The sequence below is a fragment of the Pseudoalteromonas sp. 1_2015MBL_MicDiv genome, assembly GCF_002407505.1.
Taxonomy (GTDB): domain Bacteria; phylum Pseudomonadota; class Gammaproteobacteria; order Enterobacterales; family Alteromonadaceae; genus Pseudoalteromonas; species Pseudoalteromonas fuliginea.
On record NZ_CP012737.1, the window covers coordinates 2,212,319 to 2,235,174 of the forward strand.

General features: G+C 37.8%; 20 protein-coding genes and 2 tRNA genes. 13 read left to right on the top strand and 9 right to left on the bottom strand.

Annotation, left to right across the window (positions count from 1 at the left end; all coding sequences use genetic code 11):
- Positions 1–52 precede the first annotated feature (52 nt).
- The 3 genes from AOR04_RS10000 to AOR04_RS10010 all read right to left on the bottom strand — a co-directional run bounded on the left by AOR04_RS10000 (position 53) and on the right by AOR04_RS10010 (position 3,575).
- Complete coding sequence (locus AOR04_RS10000; protein ID WP_096793238.1) at positions 53–1,294, bottom strand: amidohydrolase family protein; 1,242 nt, start codon at positions 1,292–1,294, stop codon at positions 53–55.
- A 12-nt stretch (positions 1,295–1,306) separates the two neighbouring features.
- The gene (locus AOR04_RS10005; RefSeq protein ID WP_008136198.1) at positions 1,307–2,689 is read right to left on the bottom strand and encodes an amidohydrolase; all 1,383 of its coding nucleotides are present in this window, start codon (positions 2,687–2,689) and stop codon (positions 1,307–1,309) included.
- A gap of 100 nt (positions 2,690–2,789) precedes the next feature.
- Positions 2,790–3,575 (bottom strand): hypothetical protein, encoded by a 786-nt coding sequence (locus AOR04_RS10010; RefSeq protein ID WP_096793239.1) that lies wholly within the window; start codon positions 3,573–3,575, stop codon positions 2,790–2,792.
- Between the two features lie 249 nt (positions 3,576–3,824).
- On the opposite strand from AOR04_RS10010, the gene AOR04_RS10015 reads away from it, so the two are divergent.
- On the top strand, positions 3,825–4,184 hold the full coding sequence (locus AOR04_RS10015) for a DUF3718 domain-containing protein (protein WP_096793240.1): 360 nt from the start codon (positions 3,825–3,827) through the stop codon (positions 4,182–4,184).
- 58 nt (positions 4,185–4,242) lie between these two features.
- Here the strand turns inward: AOR04_RS10015 and AOR04_RS10020 are convergent, their stop codons facing one another.
- On the bottom strand, positions 4,243–4,935 hold the full coding sequence (locus tag AOR04_RS10020) for a hypothetical protein (RefSeq protein WP_007375657.1): 693 nt from the start codon (positions 4,933–4,935) through the stop codon (positions 4,243–4,245).
- A gap of 124 nt (positions 4,936–5,059) precedes the next feature.
- Here AOR04_RS10020 and AOR04_RS10025 point away from each other — a divergent pair, with 124 nt between their 5' ends.
- Together AOR04_RS10025 and AOR04_RS10030 are read left to right on the top strand one after the other, a co-directional pair.
- Positions 5,060–5,932: a fructosamine kinase family protein gene (locus tag AOR04_RS10025; protein WP_096793241.1), complete on the top strand. Its 873-nt coding sequence runs from the start codon at positions 5,060–5,062 to the stop codon at positions 5,930–5,932.
- A 115-nt stretch (positions 5,933–6,047) separates the two neighbouring features.
- Positions 6,048–6,251: a CPXCG motif-containing cysteine-rich protein gene (locus AOR04_RS10030; RefSeq protein ID WP_007375655.1), complete on the top strand. Its 204-nt coding sequence runs from the start codon at positions 6,048–6,050 to the stop codon at positions 6,249–6,251.
- A 1-nt stretch (position 6,252) separates the two neighbouring features.
- On the opposite strand, the gene AOR04_RS10035 is transcribed toward AOR04_RS10030, so the two are convergent.
- A complete protein-coding gene (locus tag AOR04_RS10035; RefSeq protein WP_096794117.1) occupies positions 6,253–6,879 on the bottom strand; it encodes a riboflavin synthase subunit alpha in 627 nt (208 codons plus the stop codon).
- 128 nt (positions 6,880–7,007) lie between these two features.
- On the opposite strand from AOR04_RS10035, the gene AOR04_RS10040 reads away from it, so the two are divergent.
- From AOR04_RS10040 to AOR04_RS10055, 4 genes are all read left to right on the top strand, one after another.
- A complete protein-coding gene (locus tag AOR04_RS10040; protein WP_096793242.1) occupies positions 7,008–8,363 on the top strand; it encodes an MATE family efflux transporter in 1,356 nt (451 codons plus the stop codon).
- A complete protein-coding gene (locus AOR04_RS10045; protein ID WP_096793243.1) occupies positions 8,341–9,393 on the top strand; it encodes a DUF3080 family protein in 1,053 nt (350 codons plus the stop codon). Before AOR04_RS10040 ends, AOR04_RS10045 begins: the two co-directional genes overlap by 23 nt.
- Positions 9,394–9,505: 112 nt before the next feature.
- Positions 9,506–9,582 (top strand) — tRNA-Val (locus tag AOR04_RS10050).
- A gap of 149 nt (positions 9,583–9,731) precedes the next feature.
- Positions 9,732–9,808: transfer RNA gene (locus AOR04_RS10055), tRNA-Val, on the top strand.
- Between the two features lie 359 nt (positions 9,809–10,167).
- Here the strand turns inward: AOR04_RS10055 and AOR04_RS10065 are convergent.
- Positions 10,168–11,316 carry a N(5)-(carboxyethyl)ornithine synthase gene (locus AOR04_RS10065; RefSeq protein WP_096793245.1) on the bottom strand — a complete coding sequence of 383 codons (1,149 nt, stop codon included), beginning with the start codon at positions 11,314–11,316 and terminating at the stop codon, positions 10,168–10,170.
- Positions 11,317–11,978: 662 nt separating this feature from the next.
- Between AOR04_RS10065 and AOR04_RS10070 the strand changes: the two genes are divergently transcribed.
- The 5 genes from AOR04_RS10070 to AOR04_RS10090 all read left to right on the top strand — a co-directional run bounded on the left by AOR04_RS10070 (position 11,979) and on the right by AOR04_RS10090 (position 16,871).
- On the top strand, positions 11,979–12,719 hold the full coding sequence (locus AOR04_RS10070; RefSeq protein WP_157770542.1) for a DUF2971 domain-containing protein: 741 nt from the start codon (positions 11,979–11,981) through the stop codon (positions 12,717–12,719).
- Between the two features lie 277 nt (positions 12,720–12,996).
- Positions 12,997–13,956, top strand: a complete 960-nt coding sequence (locus AOR04_RS10075; protein ID WP_033038837.1) for an SIR2 family protein — start codon at positions 12,997–12,999, stop codon at positions 13,954–13,956.
- Positions 13,957–14,116: 160 nt separating this feature from the next.
- Positions 14,117–14,473 (top strand): hypothetical protein, encoded by a 357-nt coding sequence (locus tag AOR04_RS10080; RefSeq protein WP_096793247.1) that lies wholly within the window; start codon positions 14,117–14,119, stop codon positions 14,471–14,473.
- Positions 14,474–14,780: 307 nt separating this feature from the next.
- On the top strand, positions 14,781–15,158 hold the full coding sequence (locus AOR04_RS10085; protein ID WP_096793248.1) for a hypothetical protein: 378 nt from the start codon (positions 14,781–14,783) through the stop codon (positions 15,156–15,158).
- 369 nt (positions 15,159–15,527) lie between these two features.
- Complete coding sequence (locus AOR04_RS10090) at positions 15,528–16,871, top strand: hypothetical protein (protein ID WP_096793249.1); 1,344 nt, start codon at positions 15,528–15,530, stop codon at positions 16,869–16,871.
- Positions 16,872–17,478: 607 nt separating this feature from the next.
- On the opposite strand, the gene AOR04_RS10095 is transcribed toward AOR04_RS10090, so the two are convergent.
- Together AOR04_RS10095 and AOR04_RS10100 are read right to left on the bottom strand one after the other, a co-directional pair.
- Positions 17,479–18,882, bottom strand: coding sequence for a sugar porter family MFS transporter (locus tag AOR04_RS10095; RefSeq protein ID WP_425469399.1), 1,404 nt, complete (start codon positions 18,880–18,882; stop codon positions 17,479–17,481).
- 67 nt (positions 18,883–18,949) lie between these two features.
- Positions 18,950–19,990 (bottom strand): LacI family DNA-binding transcriptional regulator, encoded by a 1,041-nt coding sequence (locus AOR04_RS10100; protein ID WP_096793251.1) that lies wholly within the window; start codon positions 19,988–19,990, stop codon positions 18,950–18,952.
- Between the two features lie 211 nt (positions 19,991–20,201).
- Between AOR04_RS10100 and AOR04_RS10105 the strand changes: the two genes are divergently transcribed.
- Positions 20,202–21,812 (top strand): glycoside hydrolase family 43 protein, encoded by a 1,611-nt coding sequence (locus AOR04_RS10105; protein ID WP_096793252.1) that lies wholly within the window; start codon positions 20,202–20,204, stop codon positions 21,810–21,812.
- A gap of 61 nt (positions 21,813–21,873) precedes the next feature.
- Here the strand turns inward: AOR04_RS10105 and AOR04_RS10110 are convergent, their stop codons facing one another.
- Positions 21,874–22,830, bottom strand: coding sequence for a Gfo/Idh/MocA family protein (locus AOR04_RS10110; RefSeq protein WP_096793253.1), 957 nt, complete (start codon positions 22,828–22,830; stop codon positions 21,874–21,876).
- Between the last annotated feature and the right edge of the window lie 26 nt (positions 22,831–22,856).

Below are 22,856 nucleotides of genomic sequence, written 5' to 3' on the forward strand. Positions count from 1 at the left end.
CTGTATCTTGTAAAAAAGGCCGCTATTTTATAAATAGCGGCCTTTAAAATAATTATTTAGTATATGCACGTGGCATTTTTGAGTCAGTTGTATAGCGGTCACGTAGTTTATCTTGACGAGATTGTGTAGATACCTCAACCCCATTGATAAACATTTTGCTCACATGACTGCTTAGTTCAAACGGGTCATTACTCCACATTACTACATCAGCGGCTTTACCAACTTCAAGGCTACCTGCATTAATACCAAATACATCAGCAACGTTTGATGTAACCGCTTTTAACGCACCTTCTTGGCTCATACCGTACGACACAGCATTGCCCGCATCAAAACGTAGCTGATATATGTTGTGGCTTGCATCGCCGCCTACTGTTAGTAATACTTTAACGCCTGCTTTTTCAAGCACACTAGCATTATCTAAACTCGCATGAAGCGAATCAAAACTTCCTGGTAAGCTATCCATTGCACTAATGATCACTGGGATATTTGCTTTAGCAACGCGCTCTTTAACTACAACAGCATCTTGCGCACCGTTAAGCACTAAATTAATGCCAAATTGCTCTTTTACTTTAATGAGCTCAATAATATCAGCCGCACGTGATACGCCAACCACTAATGGCATTTCGCCAGTGAGTACTTTTGCCATGACTTTATCTTCAGTACTTGGTTTGTCATCATCTTTTTTGGCTTTTTTACCAGCTTTAGTTTTGTGCTCATCAAGCTTATTAATCAGTGTTTGCAAAGTAAAAGCACGAGAGCCTTTGCTGCGCTCACCTAAGTAAACAATTAAAGCGGCCTGTTTTTGTATGTCGCTGTCAAAACTACCACTTAAATCAACAACACTCGCAAGGCCTGAAAAAATGCTATCGCCGCCATGAGGAGTAATTACATCGCGTGTTACGCCGCCTTTACGAGCATAAGGCACTAAGCTTGAATGAGCATTGTAAGCCAAGCTTACGTCAAAATCGATACCGGCTTTATCCTCGCCTGCATCGCGTGAGCCCGCAACTGCACTTACTTCAACTAAACCAAGTTGATTAATACTTGCAATAAAGCCAGGGGTTACAATTTGACCTTTTGCATCAATAACCTTATCGGCTTTCACTTCAGTTGGGTTAATCGCGGTGATTTTACCATCTGTCATTACAATGCTTGCCGCTTCTAATACACCTTGATCAGATGACGTATGTAATGTTGCATTAATAATTGCTAACGATTGTGCGCTTACAGCACCAGATGCTAATAATCCTGCAGCAACCAGAGAAAGCGAAAACGAACGTGATAAATTTTTCATTCTGGGTGCTCCTTATTGTTGACCTAACATAAAATCACTTACTGCTTGATACGCGCTGTCGTTTCTATCGTAAACTTTTGCACCATCAACAAACACTTGTTCAGCTTTAGCATAAACACTAAATGGGCTTTGATTCCAAATAACAACATCGCCCTGCTTACCGGCTTCTAGTGAACCTGTTTTATCATCAATACCTAACGATTTAGCAGCGTTAGACGTGATCCATTTAATAGCGTGTTGCTCAGAAATATCAAAACCATTTTCGTTAGCGCGGTACATAACCTTGCCCGCTTCTTGGTTTAAACGCTGAATAGTAGTATCTGAATCTGAGTGAACAACTGCACACGAGTTTTTAACCGCATCAACAATAGCCACGTTTTCTTGTACCATATCGTAGGCTTCCATTTTAAAGCCCCACCAGTCTGGCCAAAGTGCAGCACACGAACCATTCTGGGCAAGTAAGTCAGCGATTTTATATGCCTCTACACCGTGATGAAAAGTACCGGCGTGATAACCAAATTCTTTTGACAGGTCAATCATCATTGCCATTTCTTCAGCTTTATAACAATGATTATGAATCATCACTTCGCCTTCAAGCACACCGCGTAGCGTATCGTGTTTAATATCACGTACTGGTGCTTCTGGGTTTAAACCTGCCGCGTAATCGGCATCGTACTTATCCCATGCACGTTTGTATTCAGCAGCTTCAGCCCATGCCATACGGTAACCAGCCATATTACCCATACGAGTTGAAGGCAGCACGCCTTTGCGACCATAAACACGTTTAGGGTTTTCACCACATGCCATTTTTAAACCATACGGCGCCTCTGGAAATTTCATCCCTTGCATAGTGTGTGCAGGGACATTTTTAAGCGTAACACCGCGACCACCAAATAAGTTAGCTGAGCCTGGTAAAATTTGCAGAGAAGTAATGCCGCCTTCGCGGGCGCGGTTAAAGCCTGGATCTTGTGGCCAAACAGAATGCTCAACCCACACTTCTGCAGTGTTAGGGCTGGTCATTTCGTTACCATCTTGATGCGACTCAACAGACGGGCTTGGGTATGCGCCTAAATGTGAATGTACGTCAATAATACCCGGTGTTACCCATTTGCCTTGTGCATCAATTGTAATATCAGCAGTGGCTGTTAAGTCTTTACCGACTTGTTGTACTTTGCCGTCAACAAGTAATACATCTGTTTCATCTAAACGCTCACCAGTACCTGTTAAAACGGTGGCATTGGTAATTAATGTGCTAGATGTAGAAACTGGCTGATAAGTACTTGGGTAAGGGTTTTTGTTAATTGTTATTTTATCGTCTTGCGGGCCGTTTTCTTGGCAACCTACAAGTGCAGCAGCTAAGCCCACTGCTAATAAAGAAGGTGCAAATTTTTGCATGTTGTTTGGATCTCCTGTTTTTTTGCTACTTTAGCGAAAGCTAAGGAATAAAGCCAAAAAAACAGGTGAAAACGCAGTTAATTAAGATGAATATCTGTAATTATTTCTTTATATAATTGTTATACAACTTTTCAAGCGCACCTTCGGTGGTAAGCGAGGGGTCTTTGCTTATAAAGTGCTTTACCGTACGCGTTACAAAATCAGAGTTTTGCTTATGTAGCTTTGAAAAATCTTTAATAAGTGTATTACCGTCTTTAGCTGCAGTTACTTTGTCATGACGGTGACGATACTGGCTCAATGCTTTATTAAAATCACCTTGGTAGTCTTCAACCAAAATTTTATAAAAGTCACTTTTTTGTACGTTTAAATCATTAATGCAGTAATTTAGCGCTTCTTTAAAGTCGGTAAATATCATGCCCTCTACATCAAACTCTTTCGTTTTTTCACGCACTGCTACTTTGGCATCTTCTGTGGCGTAGCTAAAACCCGTAAAGGCTAAACGCTCAGCGGCTTCTTTTCCTAATTTCATACCCGCTTGAATACTATGGGCAAACTCGTCGCTCATGTCGCCAAGTTCGCTTTCTTCCCACATGTTATAAACGCGCAGTGGTTTAGCATATTTATTTGAGAGCTTTTTTTTAAGCTTGGTAAAACGCTCATCAATCGTCATCAGTCTTTCGTTATGTAAAAGTGCATGACACTCATAACACGCAGGGATAGAGATAAAGTCAGCCTCTTCACCTAAATCAACAATGCTTTGTAGCATATGCAATGGCGGACAATGGTCGCGCTCTGTTGCTTCACAACCACAATAAAAACACTGGTTAAAATACTGCTGATCGCAAGCGTATGCTTGCTGATAATAACTGGCTAACGTTTTGCTCACCGTTGCTCCTAAAAAACACGACTAAATTGTGGGGGCGATAATAACAGCCTGAAAAAATAAATCAGCTGTAATAAAAAAATTTATATAAGTGTGTCAAAAAACATACTTAAATTGCTATTAATTCATACACCTAATTATAAGTGTGCATTAATCACATACTTGCTTACAGCTTGTTGCATTTGGTTAACAGCTTTTTTATTCAATTCGTTTAATACTTACCCTGCACCCGCAAATAATGAGGAATAAATTATGAACATATTAAAAGCAACTTTATATACCGGCTTAGTATTAAGCGCGGCACTTATTACAACACCAACTTTAGCAGCAAAATTTGTAGCTGCTGATACAAGCCCAGGTACACAGGCTTGTATGGCTGTTGCGTCTAATAAAGCCTATAAATTGCGTGCAACACTGCGTGATTTACGTACCAGTAAAGCCGCCATCAACAAACTGCAATGTAATAACTTACCAATAACAGAGTTTGTATCACTCTATAATTTAGATAAAAGCGCTAATTATCTAAATATTAAAGCGACAACACGTACATCAATTAAAGATTTAGCCAAAGTAAACATGCCTACAGTAACTATTATTACAAGCCCTAAATAAATGGCAGCTAAAAAGCAATCAAGCAGGCTGTTAAACCGCTTGCTTAATTCATTTTAAGTTAGATAATCACCGCTATTAAGCCAAATAAACCACCAAACACACCGCCCCACACAACAAGCCAGCCTAGATGCTCGCGGATCATAGTTTGAATAATCTCTTTCACCATTTTAGGGGTAAGCTCATCTAAGCGCTCATCCACTAATTTAAGTACCGTTTTATATAAACTCTCTGCGCTGTTACCTTGTGAAAGTGTTTGGGTTACTAATGCTTTAAAATCGTCAGTTTGAGAGATCTCACCAAGCGACAGTTGCATTTTTTCAATAAACTTTTCACGCATTGGCTCTATTGCCGCTGTACCGCCAAACATTCCTAGCATACTGCCAAACTGAGATTGCTCTATTACTTCTAACAAATTGTCAAAAGCAGGGTTTAAATCAACATTGCTAATTATTGGCTCAAAATCGATATTTGGTTGCGCTTTATTTAGTAAATTATTAATTTTTTGCTCTGAAAAAAACTCCGTTAATATTAAGTTTCTTATGGCCACTTTAAAACTTTCAAATTTAAGTGCTATAACGCCTGAGCCATATAAAAACGGAACCTTTTCGAATAACATATGAATAGCCAATAAATTAGTTACCGCGCCAGAAAGTGCAAATAAACCAACAGATAGCACAATTGCTTGGTTAAACACAAAACCTACAACAACACATAAACCTGCTAGCGAATTGGTTATTAAACTTTTGTTCATTCTTACTCCATTACAGTAAATGTAGTTTTATGCAATATAGCCGTTAATTTTACAACGTTTAGATTGTTAAATTAATTCCTTTTTGCCATAGTTTAACTATCTGTTTAAAAGGTGAGCAATTGTTATGTGGAAAACAGTAAACGAGCACATCAGCCAAGCTATTCATTATGATTTTAAACACACCCACAAACGCCAACTACAAAGTTCCAGCTCCGATAAACTATTTCATTTAAGTAACGGTACACAAAACTACTTAGTAAAAGTAGCATTAAAAAATGAACTGGAACGTTTTGAAAGTGAAGCTATCGGTTTAGAACTTTTAGCACAAAATAGTGTATTTATGGTGCCCGATTGCATTGTAACAGGTGCTAACATAGAATTTTCGTTTATCGTTTTAGAATGGCTAGTACTTGATAAACAACCTCATGATACGTGGTCTGCTATGGGTAAAAACTTGGCTAAAATGCACTCCATACATGAACAGGCTATGTTTGGTTTTGATGTAGACAATTATTTAGCTACAACCATACAACCTAACCGCTGGCATAAAAAATGGGACGTATTTTATGCCGAAGAACGTATCGGCTGGCAATTACAGTTACTCGCTGAAAAAGGCATTAACTTTGTTGAACCCGAACGCTTAATAAATACGATAAAAGAACAACTCCATAGCCATCAAGTAGAGCCATCATTGCTGCACGGTGATTTTTGGCGCGGAAACATGGGGTTTATCAATATGCTTCCAACCGTATTTAATCCAGCTTGTTATTATGGTGATCGGGAAGTTGATATTGCGATGAGCGAGTTGTTTGCCCCGCTCCCTGAAAATTTTTATACTGCCTACAATCAGCAATATCCGCTTTCGCAAAACTATCAAAAACGAAAATTGATTTATCAATTATACCCAATTTTAAATCACGCTAACATTTTTGCTGGACACTATCTCACTGAAGCAAAACAACATATAGAAATGCTCACAGCAACCAATGTAAAATAAGTGTCACAATCCTCCAGACCGACTATATTTAGTAAAGTAAGGAGTTCAGCTTTGATCCATTAAGTTTTTGCTAGAGTTATTTGCAACCACTTAATTATTTATAACTGGAGTGATTATGAAAGACTTTTTGTCACAACGAATCGCCTGCCCACATTGCGGACACCACATTCATTTAGACTTAGATGCAAGTATGGGCGATCAAGATTATATAGAAGACTGTGCAGCCTGCTGTAACCCAATTCATTTAAACATGCATATAGACTATGCTAACAATAAATTAGAGCTACACGTAGACAGCGACGACGAACAAATATTTTAATTTAAACCTGATGGCGTAAGTAATTTTCTACCGTGTTTACAATAGTATAAGTTTGCTGATCTACTTCAATATTTAGCTTATCACCTACTTGTGCTGCACCAATGTTTGTAATAGCGAGCGTTTCGGGAATAAGGTGTAACCAAAATCCTTGCTCGTCAATTTCACCCACGGTTAAGCTTGCGCCATTTATAGCAACAAAGCCTTTATATAACACATACTTTTTCCACTCTTTTGGCAAGCTTAATTGAATTTTACAGTTATTCTCAAGCTTCACAATTTGAGATATGTATGATGTACAATGAATATGCCCAGACACTATATGCCCACCCAATTCAGTACCAAACGTAACTGAGCGCTCGTAATTAACTAAGCTGCCTAGCTCAAGCAACCCTAAATTAGTTAGCTTTAGGGTTTCGTCAATCACATCAAAATGTACTTGCGCCACCACATCATGGTTACTTAATTCAACTTGCACAACAGTTAAGCAACACCCGTTAATAGCTATACTTGCGCCTAAATCTAGGTGTCTTGCATATTCATCACTTACCGATATAACTAAACGTAGAACGCCGGCTGTTTGAGTTTTAGAAACCACTGTTGCTTGCGTTTGCACTATTCCTGTAAACATAAAATCACTTAAAATTATTACAAAGTGATAGTTTAACGTATCAACTAATAAAATCATTCACTACTGAGATTTTTATTTGAAACACAATAGATTACAATTGTGTTCTGTTTTATTAAATAGCTGTTTTTATGACCTTTTGTAATTGGGAAGCTAAACGCTTACTCTCTCTTGCTCTTCCTGTTTTTTTAGCTCAAGTTACCCTTGTTTTAATGTCGGTGGTCGACACTATTATGGCCGGTCAAGTAAGTCCTACAGATTTAGCGGCACTGTCTATTGCCACAGGTATTTGGAATCCTTTGTTACTTGCATTACAAGGCATTTTATTAGCGCTCACCGGTATCATTGCACAGTACGCAGGTGCGAATGACAAAAAAGGTATTAGCCATTATTTTCAACAAGCCCTTTATTTAACCGTACTATTGAGTGCTATAGGGTTCGGTATCACTTATCTAGCTGACATAATTATATTAAGGCTCGATACCAGCCCAGCAATTGCAAGCCTTGCTTTTGACTACATTCATTTTGTTAAATGGGGTGTATTCGGCTTTTTAATTTTTACCACTTATAGAAACATGACCGAAGGCATGGGCATGACTAAACCCGCTTTTTACATAAGCTTGCTGGGTTTAGCTGTGAATATTCCGGTAAATTATATTTTTATAAATGGTTTGTTTAGTTTACCTGCCTACGGCGGCGCGGGTTGTGGTATTGCAACAGCAATTGTTTTAACTGTTATGGCAATTGCACAAGTGACTTACTGCCAACTAAGTAAAAAAGTAGACGCTAAAGGCCTGCTTACTCCATTTGAAAAACCTAACCTAGCCACCATTGCAACTATTACAAAATTAGGTATTCCAATTTCATTAGCCACCTTTTTTGAAGTAACCTTATTTGCCTGTATTCCTCTATTTATAGCGCATTTAGGCGCTGTGGCTGTATCAGGTCATCAAATAGCAGCCAGTGTAACTACATTATTGTTTATGATGCCGCTAAGCCTTTCTATCGCTATTAGTATCCGTATTGGTAATCTATATGGTCAAAATCATTTAAAGCAATTAAGGATCGCCGTATCGACCAGTTATATTTTAGCGATTGTTATCGCACTGTTTTTAGCACTTATTACATTTACAGGTCGTGATTTAATTAGCCAGTTGTACACAGATAGTCCCGAAGTAATTGCCCTTGCTACCTCAATTATGATTTTAGCCTGTGTTTATCAACTACCTGATGCTCTGCAAGTAGCCGCAAACGGTGTATTACGGGGTTTAAAATACACAGCACCTATTTCCTATATCACCTTTATATCGTATTGGTTAATCGGCTTTAGCTTAGGTTACGTATTGGCAAGAACAGACATAATAGTGCCAGCAATGGGGCCACACGGTTTTTGGGTCGGAATAATAGTCGGGCTAACCGTTGCCGCCGTATTGTTGATACTCACAGTAAATAAGCGCTTTAAACGTGAACCATTCATTACCGAGTAAATTAATAATAAAGCGCTCACTACCAGTCGTTATATTGCTGCTAGTGAGCGTTTTTACGCTAACTAGTTGCAGTAAAGCACCTAGCTCAATAAATAATACTTACATAACGCGTTTAAGTGACACACTTAACACCTCACCCATTACACCGGTAGTGCTTGAGCAATTAAAACTAACAAGACCGTCAGTGCTCAGCGAGAGCAAAATTACCCTAAGCATAGTTGAACTTGCTGGGCTTACCCGCTGTAGGCTTAATATACTTATAAGCGAGCACAATAATCAACTTGGCAAAACAGCAACTGCGGCGAACCAACTAAAGTACCAAATAAATTTCATTCAAAGCGCTGATAATTGCTTAAATACACTTGATGACAATACCGCTATTTATAGCAAAATAAGTGACGCAAAAAATCAAAAGCAAGCACACTTAATGCACTACTTTAATACCATGCTATTTAAAGAGCCTGAGCTTAATCGTACTTGGTTACTCACTTCAAACGAGCTTTCAATGCAACCTGCAGGGTATAGCGACACTGTGGAGGCGCTTACGCAACTTGTTACTATAAAGAAACAGATAAAATCTCAGCAATTTAGTCAAGTTAATACTGACAGCCTGTTTAATGCATTAGAGCAACTCAACAAATACAGATTTAACCAAGCGCTTGTTCAATCCGCTAGGCAACAAATAGCACTCAACAACAGCGCAACACAGTTTGTAAAAACAATAAGCTTCGGCGATCTTTGCCCTACGGGTAAAAATAAAAAAGAAGCTAAAATAATAAGTAATGTATTTCAAAAATATTATTTAAAACAAATTCAGCCATACCAAGCACAACTGACCGGATACCTTGAAGTATTACAACCACTTTACAACCGACTTTGGTTTGAAGAAAATATAACGGTTAAGCAAATCAATTATTTAATAGACGAAAACTCACCCAACAATTTACTAAATCAATTAAAAGGCTCAGCAGTAGAGCATGTAGTTTGGTGGCAAAAATTTTATAAAACGTGTGAAATAAGCCCAATATGAATAAAAAAACGGCAAATAAACTTAAAAACAACAAACTTGCTTGATTCACCACCCGCCACGCTATATATTAGCCGCCGTTGTTAAGTAATTAACAACTTACTTAAACAGTAATACGACTGTAGCTCAGTTGGTTAGAGCACTACCTTGACATGGTAGGGGTCGGTGGTTCGAATCCACTCAGTCGTACCAACATTAATGAAACGTATAATTGAAGGAAAGAGCACTACCTACTCTTGACCACCCGGTCCAAGGGTCAGTAACTCGAATCCACTCAGTCGTACCAACATTTATTCTTAACTTAAAGAGTAAATCTATTTAAGTTAAACCTCAAAAATTGTACGACTGTAGCTCAGTTGGTTAGAGCACTACCTTGACATGGTAGGGGTCGGTGGTTCGAATCCACTCAGTCGTACCACTTCAAAGTAATAAAAAAACCGAAGAAAAAGCACTACCCACTCTTGATCACCCGGTCCAATGGCCAGCAGTTCGAATCCACTCAGTAGTACCACTTCAAAGTAATAAAAAAACTGAAGAAAAAGCACTACCAACTCTTGATCACCCGGTCCAAAGATCAGCAGTTCGAATCCACACAATTGTTAAGCATATCAGGTAGCCTTATAAATTGTGGGTGTTCTTTTTATCAAAACTTTTAAGATTTAAGTTCTCCAGTTTTACTATCAGTCAACAAACACTTCGCCTTAAAATTACTTACATTAAGACGAAGTGCACACCCCTAATTAATCTTATGTAAAATTAGATTAGAGATAGATTTAATCATTGTGTTATTACGTTATAAGGATAAATATTTTCGCGGTTTTGGAATGCCAAAATAGCCGTATTTTTAATTATTCCTTGCTCAATGTTTATTGCACGGCGAATGGTTTCATCTTTTTGCCACTGCAAAGTACCTTTAAGTATCGTTTGTAAATAAACTATGAGCGCCGCAGAAATTGAACGCGTCGCGCTTTCCCATAAATAACTCGGTGTATGATCAACGCCATAATAATCCGTGTTGTTATATCGAAATAAAGGGTTTTTAAACGTTGTCGGCTTTGCAAAAAAGAATCCCATCCCCTCATCACAGCTAACATCAATAATTAAGCTGTTTGGTTTTAAGCAGTCGGCCTCTGATTCAATTACAAAGTTAACCGGATGAGCTGTTTCTTGATAAGTCCCGTTAACGATAATATCGGCTTCGCTAATAAGATCGCTAAGTGGTCGATTAGTCCCATCATGCTCAACAACCATCATACGAGCTTCTCCTTCAACACCTTCTCGTACCTTAACATAATGACAATCTAATATTTCTTCACGCACTTCATGATCAGGACGCTGAATACAAATTGTAATATCTCTAAAGCCATGCGCTTTAAGAGCGTAAATAGCGCCTCTACTCACTGCACCAAAACTAAATATAATCGTTTTACGTTGATCGCCATAATGACCATCAATACCCTTAAGTTGCAATGCATGTATTACAGCGCAATACCCTGCCATTTCATTGTTTTTATAAAAAGTATGGCGCCCTACATTTCCGTTTGGTGACCACACATACATATCTTCAAAAGCAATTAAGGTAAGTTTACGCTCTATCGCCGCTTGTGTTATTTCATGCTGTTGAACGCAGTGGGCATAACCCCAAATAGTGCCTCCTTCGCGCATTTCTTCTAAGTCAGCAAGTACAGGCTTTGCAATAATGGCCGTGCCAATATGGGTAAGTATTTCGCTGCGCGATGCAATGCCACCCGTTAATGTTGCAATATATTCATCGCTAACATTAAAAGCGGTGCCATAGCCTTGTTCAAACACCATTTGTTTTCTAAGGTTTTCTGGAATTCGTAATAAGTGCTCTGGGTGAATAGGATACCGTCTTTCATCTGTCTTGCGGGATGTTCCGATAACGCCGATAGTTAATTCACTCATGCTAAGTCCTGTTTATAAAGTAAGTACGCTTGAGTTCATCAGCGAATAATCATACTTCGCCAATAAACTTAGGCGGTGTTTTTTTTCTGTACGTTTTTGGCTCGGATGAACCAACTCTATTTTACAAAGGTGTAATTTTGACAATAAATAATGAAGAGCAGTGAGTTAACTTGCATTGAGTTGCAAGCTGAAGCCTATTACCTTTTGAGTAAAAGTGCTGACTGAGTATATCAGAAATAAGTATTGCTAACTTGGGTATCTCAGACTGAAATAAAAGGAGTACTCGCTAATTACTGAGGTTTTACCTTAGTGATTTACTCTGTAGAGCAGGTTTAATCTGCTTTGTATTGGGTTAGCTGAACGTTTGGCTTTAACATCAACTCCGGCTATGTGCCAGAAGCTGCCTTTCCGGTTTAACTCATTTCTGCCCCTTTATGAGTTAACGTAAATACTCTAAGGTCGCCTTTGAGCGAGATATAGTCATTCTAGTGAGTCGTCATTAACTTAGTAATAATAAGAGGAAATTTTCCTCTTATTTACATGTTTATATAAGCTACAGTAAGGATAATCTTTATATATGGCAATAATTTACACTATTTTCTATTAATATAAGTTCATAAAGTAAGAACGTTTCCACGCTAAAATAGGGTTATGTGGTTCAAATGAAATTAAAGCTATATAAATACTTAGGCTATGACGAGGGAGCTAAAGCTTTACTCGAAAATGGGACACTAAAATACAGCCATTTTAGTGAATTTAATGATCCTTTTGATTGTGTGGTTTCATATGATATTAATGACTCAATCGAATATTATAAATCGAGAAAAGATCTATTTAAAACTGTTGGAGATAAGCTTAAATTAAGCCCGTCAGAAAGAATTTCCAAAAGGAAGCAATTGTTAAAAAATTTTGAAAATTCAATTCGTAATGGTGAATTCCATAAAAGCCTAATGGATCCAATAGGTATTTGTTGTTTATCTTCAGTGCCTGATAGCATCTTAATGTGGTCACATTACTCTAAACACCATAAAGGAATTGTTGTTGAATTTGATACTTTCCAAGATAAATATGCCCAGCTGTCAGAGGTAGAAAAAAATCTAATTGGCTATCCGATCGTTTACCAAGAAACTATGCCCAAAATTAGTGTTAGAAATGGGAAGGATGGTTTTGCTGCGGTTGAAAGTACAATATTAACTAAGTCGCCAAGCTGGGGATACGAAAAGGAAGTAAGAGTACTTTCAACTAACTCAGGTCCTGGAATTCATAAATTTGATCACTCTCTTATATCGAGGGTTATTGCTGGCGTAAAAATGTCTGATGAAGAATACACCGACTTAGTTGACAGAGTTAAGAAAATTAATTTAACTAAAAATTTGTCAATCAAAGTAGTTAAAGCAAAATGAGTCCAGATAACTATAAACTGATCACCACATAATGTGGCGTTACCAATGTTTGGCACATTTGCCAAGTTCGACTGTGAACGAAAAGTGGACGCTGATATAAGTTAAACTTGCTCCTATTTTGATGCGAAAAAACTAGCTTAATTCTAGCTATTTTAATTACTTGTTTACAAGTGTAATTGTTGGTGAAATTATCAAAGTATGTAATATATGTCGTTTTAGTGGGTTATAAACTACAAAAAATGGTGTTCAGTTAGATGGTATAGCTACGGAGGGATATGTGGCACGTTCAATATTAATTACAGGTAATGGCATTGGCCTTGCACTAGACCCTGATTACTTTTCTTTACAAAATGGACTTGAAAGTGTCTGGAGCAATACTGAACATCTGAGCAACGAACACAAAGATTTAATTCTAAGTGCGATAGAAGGAACTACTGATGAATTACCTCCGAGTTCAGAAGATCAATTAGATAAATTGCAAGTGGCAATTGTTGCTACTGAGTTTTTGAGCAATTTTGAAGTTAGCGGCACTTCATGGATTTCTGAACCCGCGAAAGAGTTACCTTCTACATTTAGAAAATATATCCATGAGGTTGCTCTACATTATCAACGCTCTGGACAAAATTTACCTAAAGCATTTGTTGAACCATTATCTGAATTTGTTAAAAATACAAAAACTCATGTTGTCACATTAAATTATGATAATTTGCTATACGATGCATTTATAGCTGAGAAAATCCTCAATGGTTATAACGGAGCATTAATTGATGGTTTTTGGAGTTCAGGTTTTGATGAGGGGCATTTAGATCGACATAATGTAAATAGGCATGGTTGGTATATGCATTTGCATGGTTCACCGTTATTTGTTGAAAATAGTAAAGTGATGTATGCCGGCAGAGACTTTTTAGATCCAGAAGATAAATGTCATATAGTTTTAACTCACGTCGAACATAAGCCATTGATTATCGGATCATCTCATATATTGAGCGCCTACTGGCGTAGGCTTGAAAAAGCATTTGAAGAATCATCGCAAATTATTTTGTTCGGTTACTCGGGTTACGATGACCACTTGAATAATAGAATAAAACTAAGAAAAGATGAAAAAGAACTTCTAATTGTTGAGTGGGAAGGTGCTGGCTCCGAGCATGAGAGAAAAAGGTTTTGGGAGACTAAAACAGGATTTAATCGTTTCGAGTTAGTAAGGCTGGAAAACATTTTAGAGTTTACAGGTTGGTAGCTATATCAATTGCTAGAACGATCAAAAATAGCTGGCTTTTTCACTTTCCTCGCTAATTGTAGTCAGCTATTTTGTTGTCGTTTAGCAAAGCGTTAGGTTTTAAGATGTAGCCGAGAAAGCTTTAAAGGTTTTTCTAAAGGTTAAGTATTAAAGGAAAATTATGAAAATATTAATTTCTATTATTTTTTTATTCGTGGTTGCTTCGGTGTATGGAAGTACTGAATGGAGCGATGAGGAAAAAAACAAAGCTGGGTGGAAATATGCAAAACAGATAGAGTGTGCGGAGCTAGCATTTTATTCAAATGATTACAAAAAATCTGAAATTCATGAAAAAGAAGCAAATAGAATCTTAAATGAAATTATTGCTTCGGGAAAAATGATAAAAGATGAATTTTCTGGGTATAAATCGCGTGCAATTGGGGTCACAGAAGGTATAGAAAAGACCCTTCAGATTTATGATAAAAACTATCCATCTGAATATAAAAAAGTTTATTCATTTTTTAGGTGTCATTCGTAGAATATACCTATCGAGGTGTTTCACCGTCAGCTATTGGCACTTTTACGAAGTTCGGCTGAGAGCGATTAAGGGACATTAATATTGACTAAGTATAATAACTAGTTCAGTGGTCGAATTTTTGTATGCTCATGCATTCACGGAAATGAGCAACGCGCGCACGTTGTTCTATTTAGCTTTGTTCAAAGAGAATAGGAAACTATTTGATAGCAATATGTTAGGTAATTTGTTAAAACTACCTCAAGTAGAAAAATAGCGTGACACGAGCAGACATATGCGCGATCAGCTCACTAGGCTTACAGGAAAGTAAATGCGCGATATCTTCGGTCAGCACAAGCAAGACTTCAATGAAATTAGGCGCTTGTGTTTAATCTGTCATGGATTGGATTTAACAACAAGTAGTCTTTCATCAGAAAATTCTAGATTAGTCATGTCTAAAAATGTTGAAGGTACTTTACATAATTTAGTGTCTAGCAATCTTCTTAGTCTAGTAATAGCAATTAGAGTAAATCTCTATCAAAATGCAATCAATCAACCTAATTTGGAATTACCAAATTCATCATGGTTATATTTCGATGATAAGTTAATAGAGAAACCTGCAACTCTTAAGCAGGTCTGCGATAAAATTATTCATGCAGATTCTTTTTCCAAAACAGTTCCACCTAGCGGACTTATTGTGGTGGGTTAGTAAATTTGGCCACAGAGTTAGAGATCTAGACATGAGGAAAAGTAAGCCAAAATGCAGATGCTTCAAATCATAGTCAATCTCGCTCTAGCTTGCTATGGGGCAGAAACGAGACACGCTTGAATGACCACATATAGCACTTAAGCTGAACTTCGGCAAAGAGCGAATAACAGTCGCTCACTAGCTTAACAAGCTAGTGCCTATAGTTCTTCAAAGCAGACGTTTAACTAATTCGTTCCTGCCCCAAAATGTGTTCATGTAATTACCCTAAAGGGCAGCTTTAAGGGAATATAGTCATTAATAGAAAACAAGTAATAGCTATGTTATTTAAGCTTATAAATTATATAAAGCATATTTTTCAAAGGTATTGATATGGATACATCAGGGTTTCTTACATTAGTTGCTGTAATCTTAACAGCACTTTCTTTGACTTCAAAAGGAAAGAAGGTCACCTATTCTCATAAAATTGGTCGCCTTCATAAACTTCTCTTGTTTATCATGTTTGTCTTAGTTATTTATTCATTGTTCTATGATACTTTTAAGGCTCAAAATCTGTTACTTCCATGGTATTTCGTCGAAGGCTTTGATGAAAAGCAGCTTCTTCTATGTGCATCTTTAATAACTAGTGCTGCACTAGCAATAACTTTTAGATATTGTGAGACAAGAAAGTCAAACTTAATCCCTCTATGTAAAGACATAAGAAGCCTGCTTAATAGAGCAGCATTTAGTGATTTAACTTATGTTTTACAAAATAATATTTACTTCTTAGAAAAACACATGGATGAAAACATAACAAGGAAAACATTAATAGAAGTTATATTATCAAACAAATACACCTCCTTCTTACAAGACAATGATTACAAGTTATTACTTGAACTCTTAAGAATAGATTCAAAAAATGATGTATTCATCGCAAAATTCAATGAGTTCATATCTCAGCAACTTGATAATCATGAGTCTCAACTTTTATGGGAAATTGCAATACTGTATCGCTCTTACTCACCACGAGTTCCCTCTGCAAACACACCAATGCTGGAATATCTATATGCCAACACAGATGCATCAACTAAATATTCAATATATGAATGTATTGGTAATAGTGCTCAGAAGTATGTTCTTGATACCAACAACCTTAATACCCTGAACATTAGCCCTAACAATGTACAAACTGACAGCATAATAAACACTAGTCAGATTGCTAAATACATATTCATATTTTTCAATCTATTGAAATATGATTTGATACAAAAAAAGCCTTTGAGATTTGAACATTCAATTCGAACACCTTGGATTTTCAATAAGTTTTTTTTGAGACCTCTTATACAAATAAAAATTGAATTGCGGGATTTTGAGAATGAGTTTAATACTCGAATTGACTATTTCATTTATGAATCAATACTCTCTTTCGAAAGACTCTTACATGATGTAGATATCTCATATCTCGATGATCTAAGCTCACAAGATTTAATTGAGTGTGTAGCGAACTGCATATTTCAAATTATATCTTCAAATAAGTTTGAAGATGAATTTAAAGAAGAGATAATCAAACTAAGCATAGCTATATACTCTGAGCTTGGTAATAATAAACAATTTGCTGAACTATGCTTCCGTAGCTTTATTGGAGATAAAGTCTGCCCTTATACACCACCTAGCAAATTTGAGATTAAGAAAATAAAAGACTCTTCAATTTTTTTTGAAGATGCAGACCTAACGTAACTTCCTCTCATACCCTTTTTCTGCGGCTAGTTTACTACCAGCCGTATTTGCCTTCTTATTTTGCTTTGTTTAATAGTCTTAATTTGAAGTCAAACGGCTCTTGTTGGCACAAAGCTGACCTTAGGCTCTAACTCGAAATTGTCCAAAAACGAGTTTAACCGACCGTCTGCTTCTCGCTCACTGCAGACTATCAGCTGTATTTGCTTTTTAGTTGCTTATTACACAAACTGCGCAACTACGTCTTGTTAAAAAAGCTACGTCACGTCTAATATTATTCATCTTTAAACATATTCGAAAGCTGATGACCCAGTTAACAACTAAGGGAAAACAGCGATCGAGGCAGCTTAAATCGAAATAATAAAAGTTTAAAAAATGATGTTAAACGCTATTGCAAATCGTGATATTGAACAAGCGACTCACACTTTACTTAAGTGCATTAGTAATTTAACTATTGAGAAATGAGGTAATTACTACGAGTTTATAAAATGTTTGGGTTTGGTAAAAAAAGCTTAACGAGTGAAGCAGTCTAACAACGCCAAAACTATTGCTTTAGTTCTATTATTCTAGTTCTATTGCTTTAGTTTTGGCGCTTATTAAAGGGATAATACTAGCCTTTCATTTGTTCAAGCTCTTTGCCTTTGGTTTCGTGTAAAAACTTAAATACAAATATAACTGAAACAAACGCACAAAATGCGTAAAAACCATAAGCCCCAGCTAAACCAATGCCTGTGAGCATAACAGGGAACGACCAGGTAATTAAAAAGTTAGCTATCCACTGGGCAAAGCCGGTAACTGCAAGGCCAGAGCCGCGAATTTGGTTAGGGAACATTTCACCTAGCATAACCCACATTACAGGGCCCCACGATAGATTAAAAAAGAACACATACGCATTAGCGGCTATTAAAGCAACTATGCCCTGCTCTCCTAATTCTAAATTACCTGTTGAGCCAATATCTGCATTTAAAAAGGCATAAACAATAACCGAAAGCGTAACCGTCATACCAATTGAGCCGGTTAACAAAAAAGGTTTTCTGCCAATTTTGTCTATAAAATACATGGTAATAAACACTGCTAAAATACTTACAAAGCCGCTTATTATATTAATAAGTAACGCGTCAGATTCAGTAAAGCCTGCTGCTTGCCAAAGTACCGCGCCGTAGTAAAAAACAACGTTAATGCCGACTAATTGCTGAAATGTAGCTAAGCCAATTCCTATCCAAACAATGGGGCGTAAACGTTTTTTAGGTTTATCAATAAGATCAGATAATTTAGGTTGGTGTTTATCGCCAGCAAGAGACTCTGCTATTTCATTTAATTTAAGAGCGGCAGTTTCAGCACCATATAATGACGATAAAACACGTGCAGCAGCGTCTTTTTTACCAGCCATAATTAAGTATCGTGGGCTTTCAGGGATAAAAAATAAAGCGATTAAAAACAAGCATGCAGGTAATAACTCAACCCAAAACATCCAACGCCATGTTTCAAAGTCGAGCCAAAATATAGACGTAGAGCCGCCAGCCGTATTTGCTAAAAAATAGTTACTCACAAATGCGCTAAACAAACCAAATATAATAGCCACTTGTTGCAGTGTAGAGAGCGTGCCTCTGTATCGTGCGGGGGCAATTTCGCTAATATAAGCTGGGGTCATAACCGATGCAGCCCCTACCGCTAAGCCGCCTAAAATGCGATAAATCACAAATTCAAACGATGTGACTGACACACCCGAGCCCCAAGCACTTATAATAAATAAAGCAGCGGCAAAAAGTAAAATTAGACGCCGACCAAATTTATCAGCCAACCGACCTGCGCAAAACGCACCAATGGCACAGCCAATCAGCATACTCGATACGTTAAATCCCGTACCTGCACTACTGGAGCCAAACGCCGTTTGGAGTCCATCAACAGTGCCGTTAATTACGCCGCTGTCAAACCCAAATAAAAAACCGCCAATGGTCGCAACAAAGCAAACCAGTACTATTAAAAGTACATTTTCTTTCTCGTTCATAAGTATCCATATTGTGTGTTGTTGTTATTTTATATAGATTTTGAAGCTCAAAAGGGTGTGCATATTCGCTTATTTAGTTATTTTTATTGGTTGAGCTTGATTCTCTTTCTATTAATTCAAAATCTAAAATATGTCTTAAGTCTAAGCTTTTTACATTGCTTAAATCGTTATACTGACCCGATGCAAGTAAAGTAATCGCAAGCTCAGCCATTTCATTAATGGGCTGTTTTACCGTAGAAATATTTGGCCACACTATGGTTGCAAGTTGCGTGTCATCAAAGCCAACAACCGACAGTTCGCTTGGAATATTAATACCTTGTTTTTGAGCTATTGAGATTACAGCGGCTGCCATATCATCGTTAGCTGCAAAAATAGCTGTTGGTTTATCATCAAGCGAAAGTAATTTTATTGCCGCTTCCATGCCCGATTGATAAGTAAAACTGCCCTGCTCAATATACTCAGGTGGCGTTATTATTTTATTAGAGCGCAGCGCATCTAAATAGCCTTGGTAACGCAAACGGCTAACACCTTGTTTAGTGTCGCCAATAATATGTGCAATTTTGCTATGCCCTTGATTTATTAAATGCTCTGTAACATCAAACGCCGCTTGATAATCGTCCATGCATATATAAGGGGAGCGATTTAATTTTGTATCTGGCGTTATTCTTACAAACGGAATATTTGCTTTAGTAAGAACATCTAAAACCTCTTCGTTGTCGCACATAGGTGGCAGTAAAATCATGCCATCAACCTGTGTAACATCAATAAGTTGCTTTACCGATTCAATTGTTTTGTCAATATCGGTATGCGCTTCGTCAACAACAAGGTGGTAGCCCAGTGCGCGGCATTTTTTAAGCGCTGCCAATAAAAATTGACTTATGTAAGAGTCACTTGGGTTATCGTATAAAAGCCCTAAAAAGAATGACTTAGTACTAGCAAGGCGCCTAGCAGACACATTTGGCCTGTAATTTAATTGCTCTACAACAGCCATTACTTTTTCGCGGGTTTTGTCGCTTACTTTTTTGTCTTGGTTGAGCACGCGCGAAACTGTCATCATTGATACACCAGCCTGCTCGGCTACATCTTGTATTCTTGCTCTTTTAGGATCGGCCATTACTGTTATTACCTACTCACAATCAGTGGATTGTTATAATTAACTTTCTTAATTTTCATTATACATAATTGTAAAGCTTGATATTGTTTACAGCGCGTTTTAAATGATTACTTATTGACAAAGTCTTATACTACACTGAAAATGTTAGCGCTAACAACAAATTTATAATACTCACACCCAATAATATAAAAAACTTAAAAAGGCCTATATTATGAGCATGCTGCAAAACCCAATTCTAAGAGGCTTTAACCCAGATCCCAACATTGTCAGAGTTAATAACGACTACTACATAGCCACTTCAACATTTGAATGGTTTGGCGGTGTGCAAATTCACCACTCTACCGATTTAGTAAATTGGCGAGTTATAGGCCAAGCACTTAACACCGTAGAGCAACTCGATATGCGAGGAGTGCCCGACTCTTGCGGCGTATGGGCACCGCAACTTAGTTACAATAATGGCCGTTTTTATTTGGTATATACCAATGTAAAAAGCTTTGATGGCCCTTGGAAAGACACACCAAACTATTTTGTATCAACCACTGATATTACCGGTAACTGGTCACAAGCGACTTACTTAAACTCTAGCGGTTTTGATCCGTCTATTTTTCACGATGATGACGGTAAAAGCTATTTGCTAAACATGCTGGTTGATCACCGTAATAACGCACTATTTGGTGGCATAGTAATGCAAGAGCTTTGCCTAAAAACCAATAAGTTAATAGGCGATATTAAACCTATATTTTCAGGCACAAAACTTGGTTGCACTGAAGGCCCACATATTTTAAAGCGCGGCGATTACTACTATTTAATTACCGCTGAAGGTGGCACTGGGTATGAACACTGCATTAGTGTAGCGCGTGCTAAAAACGTATTTGGCCCTTACCAAGTACACCCGCACAACCCCGTTATTACAGCAGCCCACGAGCCGAGTAATACGCTGCAAAAATGTGGCCATGGGGATTTTTTTCAAACGCAAAACGGTGATTGGTACACGGTATTTTTAACATCTAGACCACTGACTGAGCTTGGCCGCTGCATTACAGGGCGTGAAACAGGGATTGAGCAAATAATCTGGAAAGACGATGACTGGCCTTATGCCAAACACACAAATAAAGCCCCGAGAATACACGTACCCGTTGAGGGTTTAACACTAAACCCACAGCCGCAACCCACAACACATATTGATTTTAGTAAAGATGATCTGACTGTTGATTTTCAGTCATTGCGCATACCTATGTGCAAAAATTGGGTGTATAAAAACACTCAAAAAGCATCGCTTACCCTAGTAGGTAAAGAGTCTTTAAGCTCATTGCATCAGCAAAGTTTTATTGCCAGGCGTGTACAGGCCCATCATACTGTTAGCAGCACATGCGTTGATTTTGCGCCAAGCAGTTTTCAACAAATGGCGGGGCTAGTATGTTATTACAACACCGCGCATTACTACTATTTGCATATAAGCGGCGGCGATGTAGGCGATGAAACCACACCGCGTTATTTAAATATAATAAGCTGCGATAAATACCAAACAAGTACGCCTGTTGCACCGCTTTTGCTTAAAACAAACAAACCTGTTTACTTAAAAGCTGATTTTAATGGCGCGCAGCTACAGTTTTATTATGCTACCGAGAAAAACTGCTGGATAAAGTTTGGTCCAGTGCTCGATGGCAGTATTTTATCTGATGATTACGTGCAGCAATCACCGCAAGGGTATCGCCCGTGTTTTACCGGCGCTTTTGTTGGTATGGCCTGCCAAGACTTATCGGGACAAAATAAAGAAGCTCACTATTCATTTTTTAATTATGACGAACCTAGCGGCGAATAAATCGCCGCCAGTTAAGTTTATTATTTGATTGAAAGCTTTTTGAAACTGCTTTAAAACTATTTTAAAACAGGGCTTTAATACGCTCCATTTGCGATTGTAAAAGTAAACTTTGAGAGTGGCTCATAATGTCACTCTCTCGTTTATTTTCGCTCAGTAAGCGCCCTACTTCTTGGGCTTCAAAGCTGTAACCTTGTGACTGCCTCCCATCTTCAAAATGCTCAATTAAGTCATCAAGCTCATACAAAGAGCACTCATAAGCCCTAAATGCATCGGGTATTTTTATATAGCCTTTGTCGCCAATAATATACGCGCCATTCCCTAACCGGCATTGAAATGACGTTGCTAAGCTCACCATTACGTCGCCACAATTAGCAGTAATAAGTACATCGTCTTCCACGCCTTTGTAGCGAATATTTGCTCTTACGTGTAAGTTTTCAAGGTCGTTATTTAAAAAGTAATTGGCAATCGCAAGCGGATAAATTCCCATATCAAGTAAACAACCGCCCGCTAAATCTGGGTTGTATTCACGCCCATCGGGATTAAAAGGCACAGGATAGCCAAAGTCAGCTTTAACATGTTTAATAGTGCCAATTCGCCCTTGCTCTACCCATTGTTTTGCTTTTTGTATTGCAGGTAAAAAGTACGTCCACATGGCTTCCATTAAAAATACGTCGTGCTTTTTAGCCAGTAAACACAACTGCTTGCACTCTTCAGCCGAAACCGTAATGGGCTTTTCGCACAATACATGCTTACCTGCTTTAATAGCATCGCTGGCATTTTTAAAGTGAAAGTTATGCGGGGTCGCAATGTAAACTACATCAACGTTTTTATCGTCAAATAATGCCTGATACCCTTCGTAGGCATTGGCCGCACCATACTTGCTCGCAAAAGCGGTTGCATCATCTCCATTTCTTGCTGCAACTGCGTACGCAACACCATTATTTGTATGTGCTAAGTCTTCACAAAATTGTGCAGCAATTCGGCCACAACCAACAATACCCCAGTTTATTTTTTTCATAGTGTTTCCTTATGATCTTAAAAAGA

Excerpts from the sequence above, each read along its gene's own strand:
- AOR04_RS10025 (WP_096793241.1), top strand. The coding sequence starts at position 5,060 with ATGTGGAAAACAGTAAACGAGCACATCAGCCAAGCTATTCATTATGAT.
- AOR04_RS10040 (WP_096793242.1), top strand. The coding sequence starts at position 7,008 with ATGACCTTTTGTAATTGGGAAGCTAAACGCTTACTCTCTCTTGCTCTT.
- AOR04_RS10070 (WP_157770542.1), top strand. The coding sequence starts at position 11,979 with ATGAAATTAAAGCTATATAAATACTTAGGCTATGACGAGGGAGCTAAA.
- AOR04_RS10110 (WP_096793253.1), bottom strand. The coding sequence starts at position 22,830 with ATGAAAAAAATAAACTGGGGTATTGTTGGTTGTGGCCGAATTGCTGCA.
- AOR04_RS10020 (WP_007375657.1), bottom strand. The coding sequence starts at position 4,935 with ATGAACAAAAGTTTAATAACCAATTCGCTAGCAGGTTTATGTGTTGTT.
- AOR04_RS10030 (WP_007375655.1), top strand. The coding sequence starts at position 6,048 with ATGAAAGACTTTTTGTCACAACGAATCGCCTGCCCACATTGCGGACAC.
- AOR04_RS10100 (WP_096793251.1), bottom strand. The coding sequence starts at position 19,990 with ATGGCCGATCCTAAAAGAGCAAGAATACAAGATGTAGCCGAGCAGGCT.
- AOR04_RS10015 (WP_096793240.1), top strand. The coding sequence starts at position 3,825 with ATGAACATATTAAAAGCAACTTTATATACCGGCTTAGTATTAAGCGCG.
- AOR04_RS10000 (WP_096793238.1), bottom strand. The coding sequence starts at position 1,294 with ATGAAAAATTTATCACGTTCGTTTTCGCTTTCTCTGGTTGCTGCAGGA.
- AOR04_RS10065 (WP_096793245.1), bottom strand. The coding sequence starts at position 11,316 with ATGAGTGAATTAACTATCGGCGTTATCGGAACATCCCGCAAGACAGAT.
- AOR04_RS10080 (WP_096793247.1), top strand. The coding sequence starts at position 14,117 with ATGAAAATATTAATTTCTATTATTTTTTTATTCGTGGTTGCTTCGGTG.
- AOR04_RS10090 (WP_096793249.1), top strand. The coding sequence starts at position 15,528 with ATGGATACATCAGGGTTTCTTACATTAGTTGCTGTAATCTTAACAGCA.
- AOR04_RS10105 (WP_096793252.1), top strand. The coding sequence starts at position 20,202 with ATGAGCATGCTGCAAAACCCAATTCTAAGAGGCTTTAACCCAGATCCC.
- AOR04_RS10085 (WP_096793248.1), top strand. The coding sequence starts at position 14,781 with ATGCGCGATATCTTCGGTCAGCACAAGCAAGACTTCAATGAAATTAGG.
- AOR04_RS10005 (WP_008136198.1), bottom strand. The coding sequence starts at position 2,689 with ATGCAAAAATTTGCACCTTCTTTATTAGCAGTGGGCTTAGCTGCTGCA.
- AOR04_RS10035 (WP_096794117.1), bottom strand. The coding sequence starts at position 6,879 with ATGTTTACAGGAATAGTGCAAACGCAAGCAACAGTGGTTTCTAAAACT.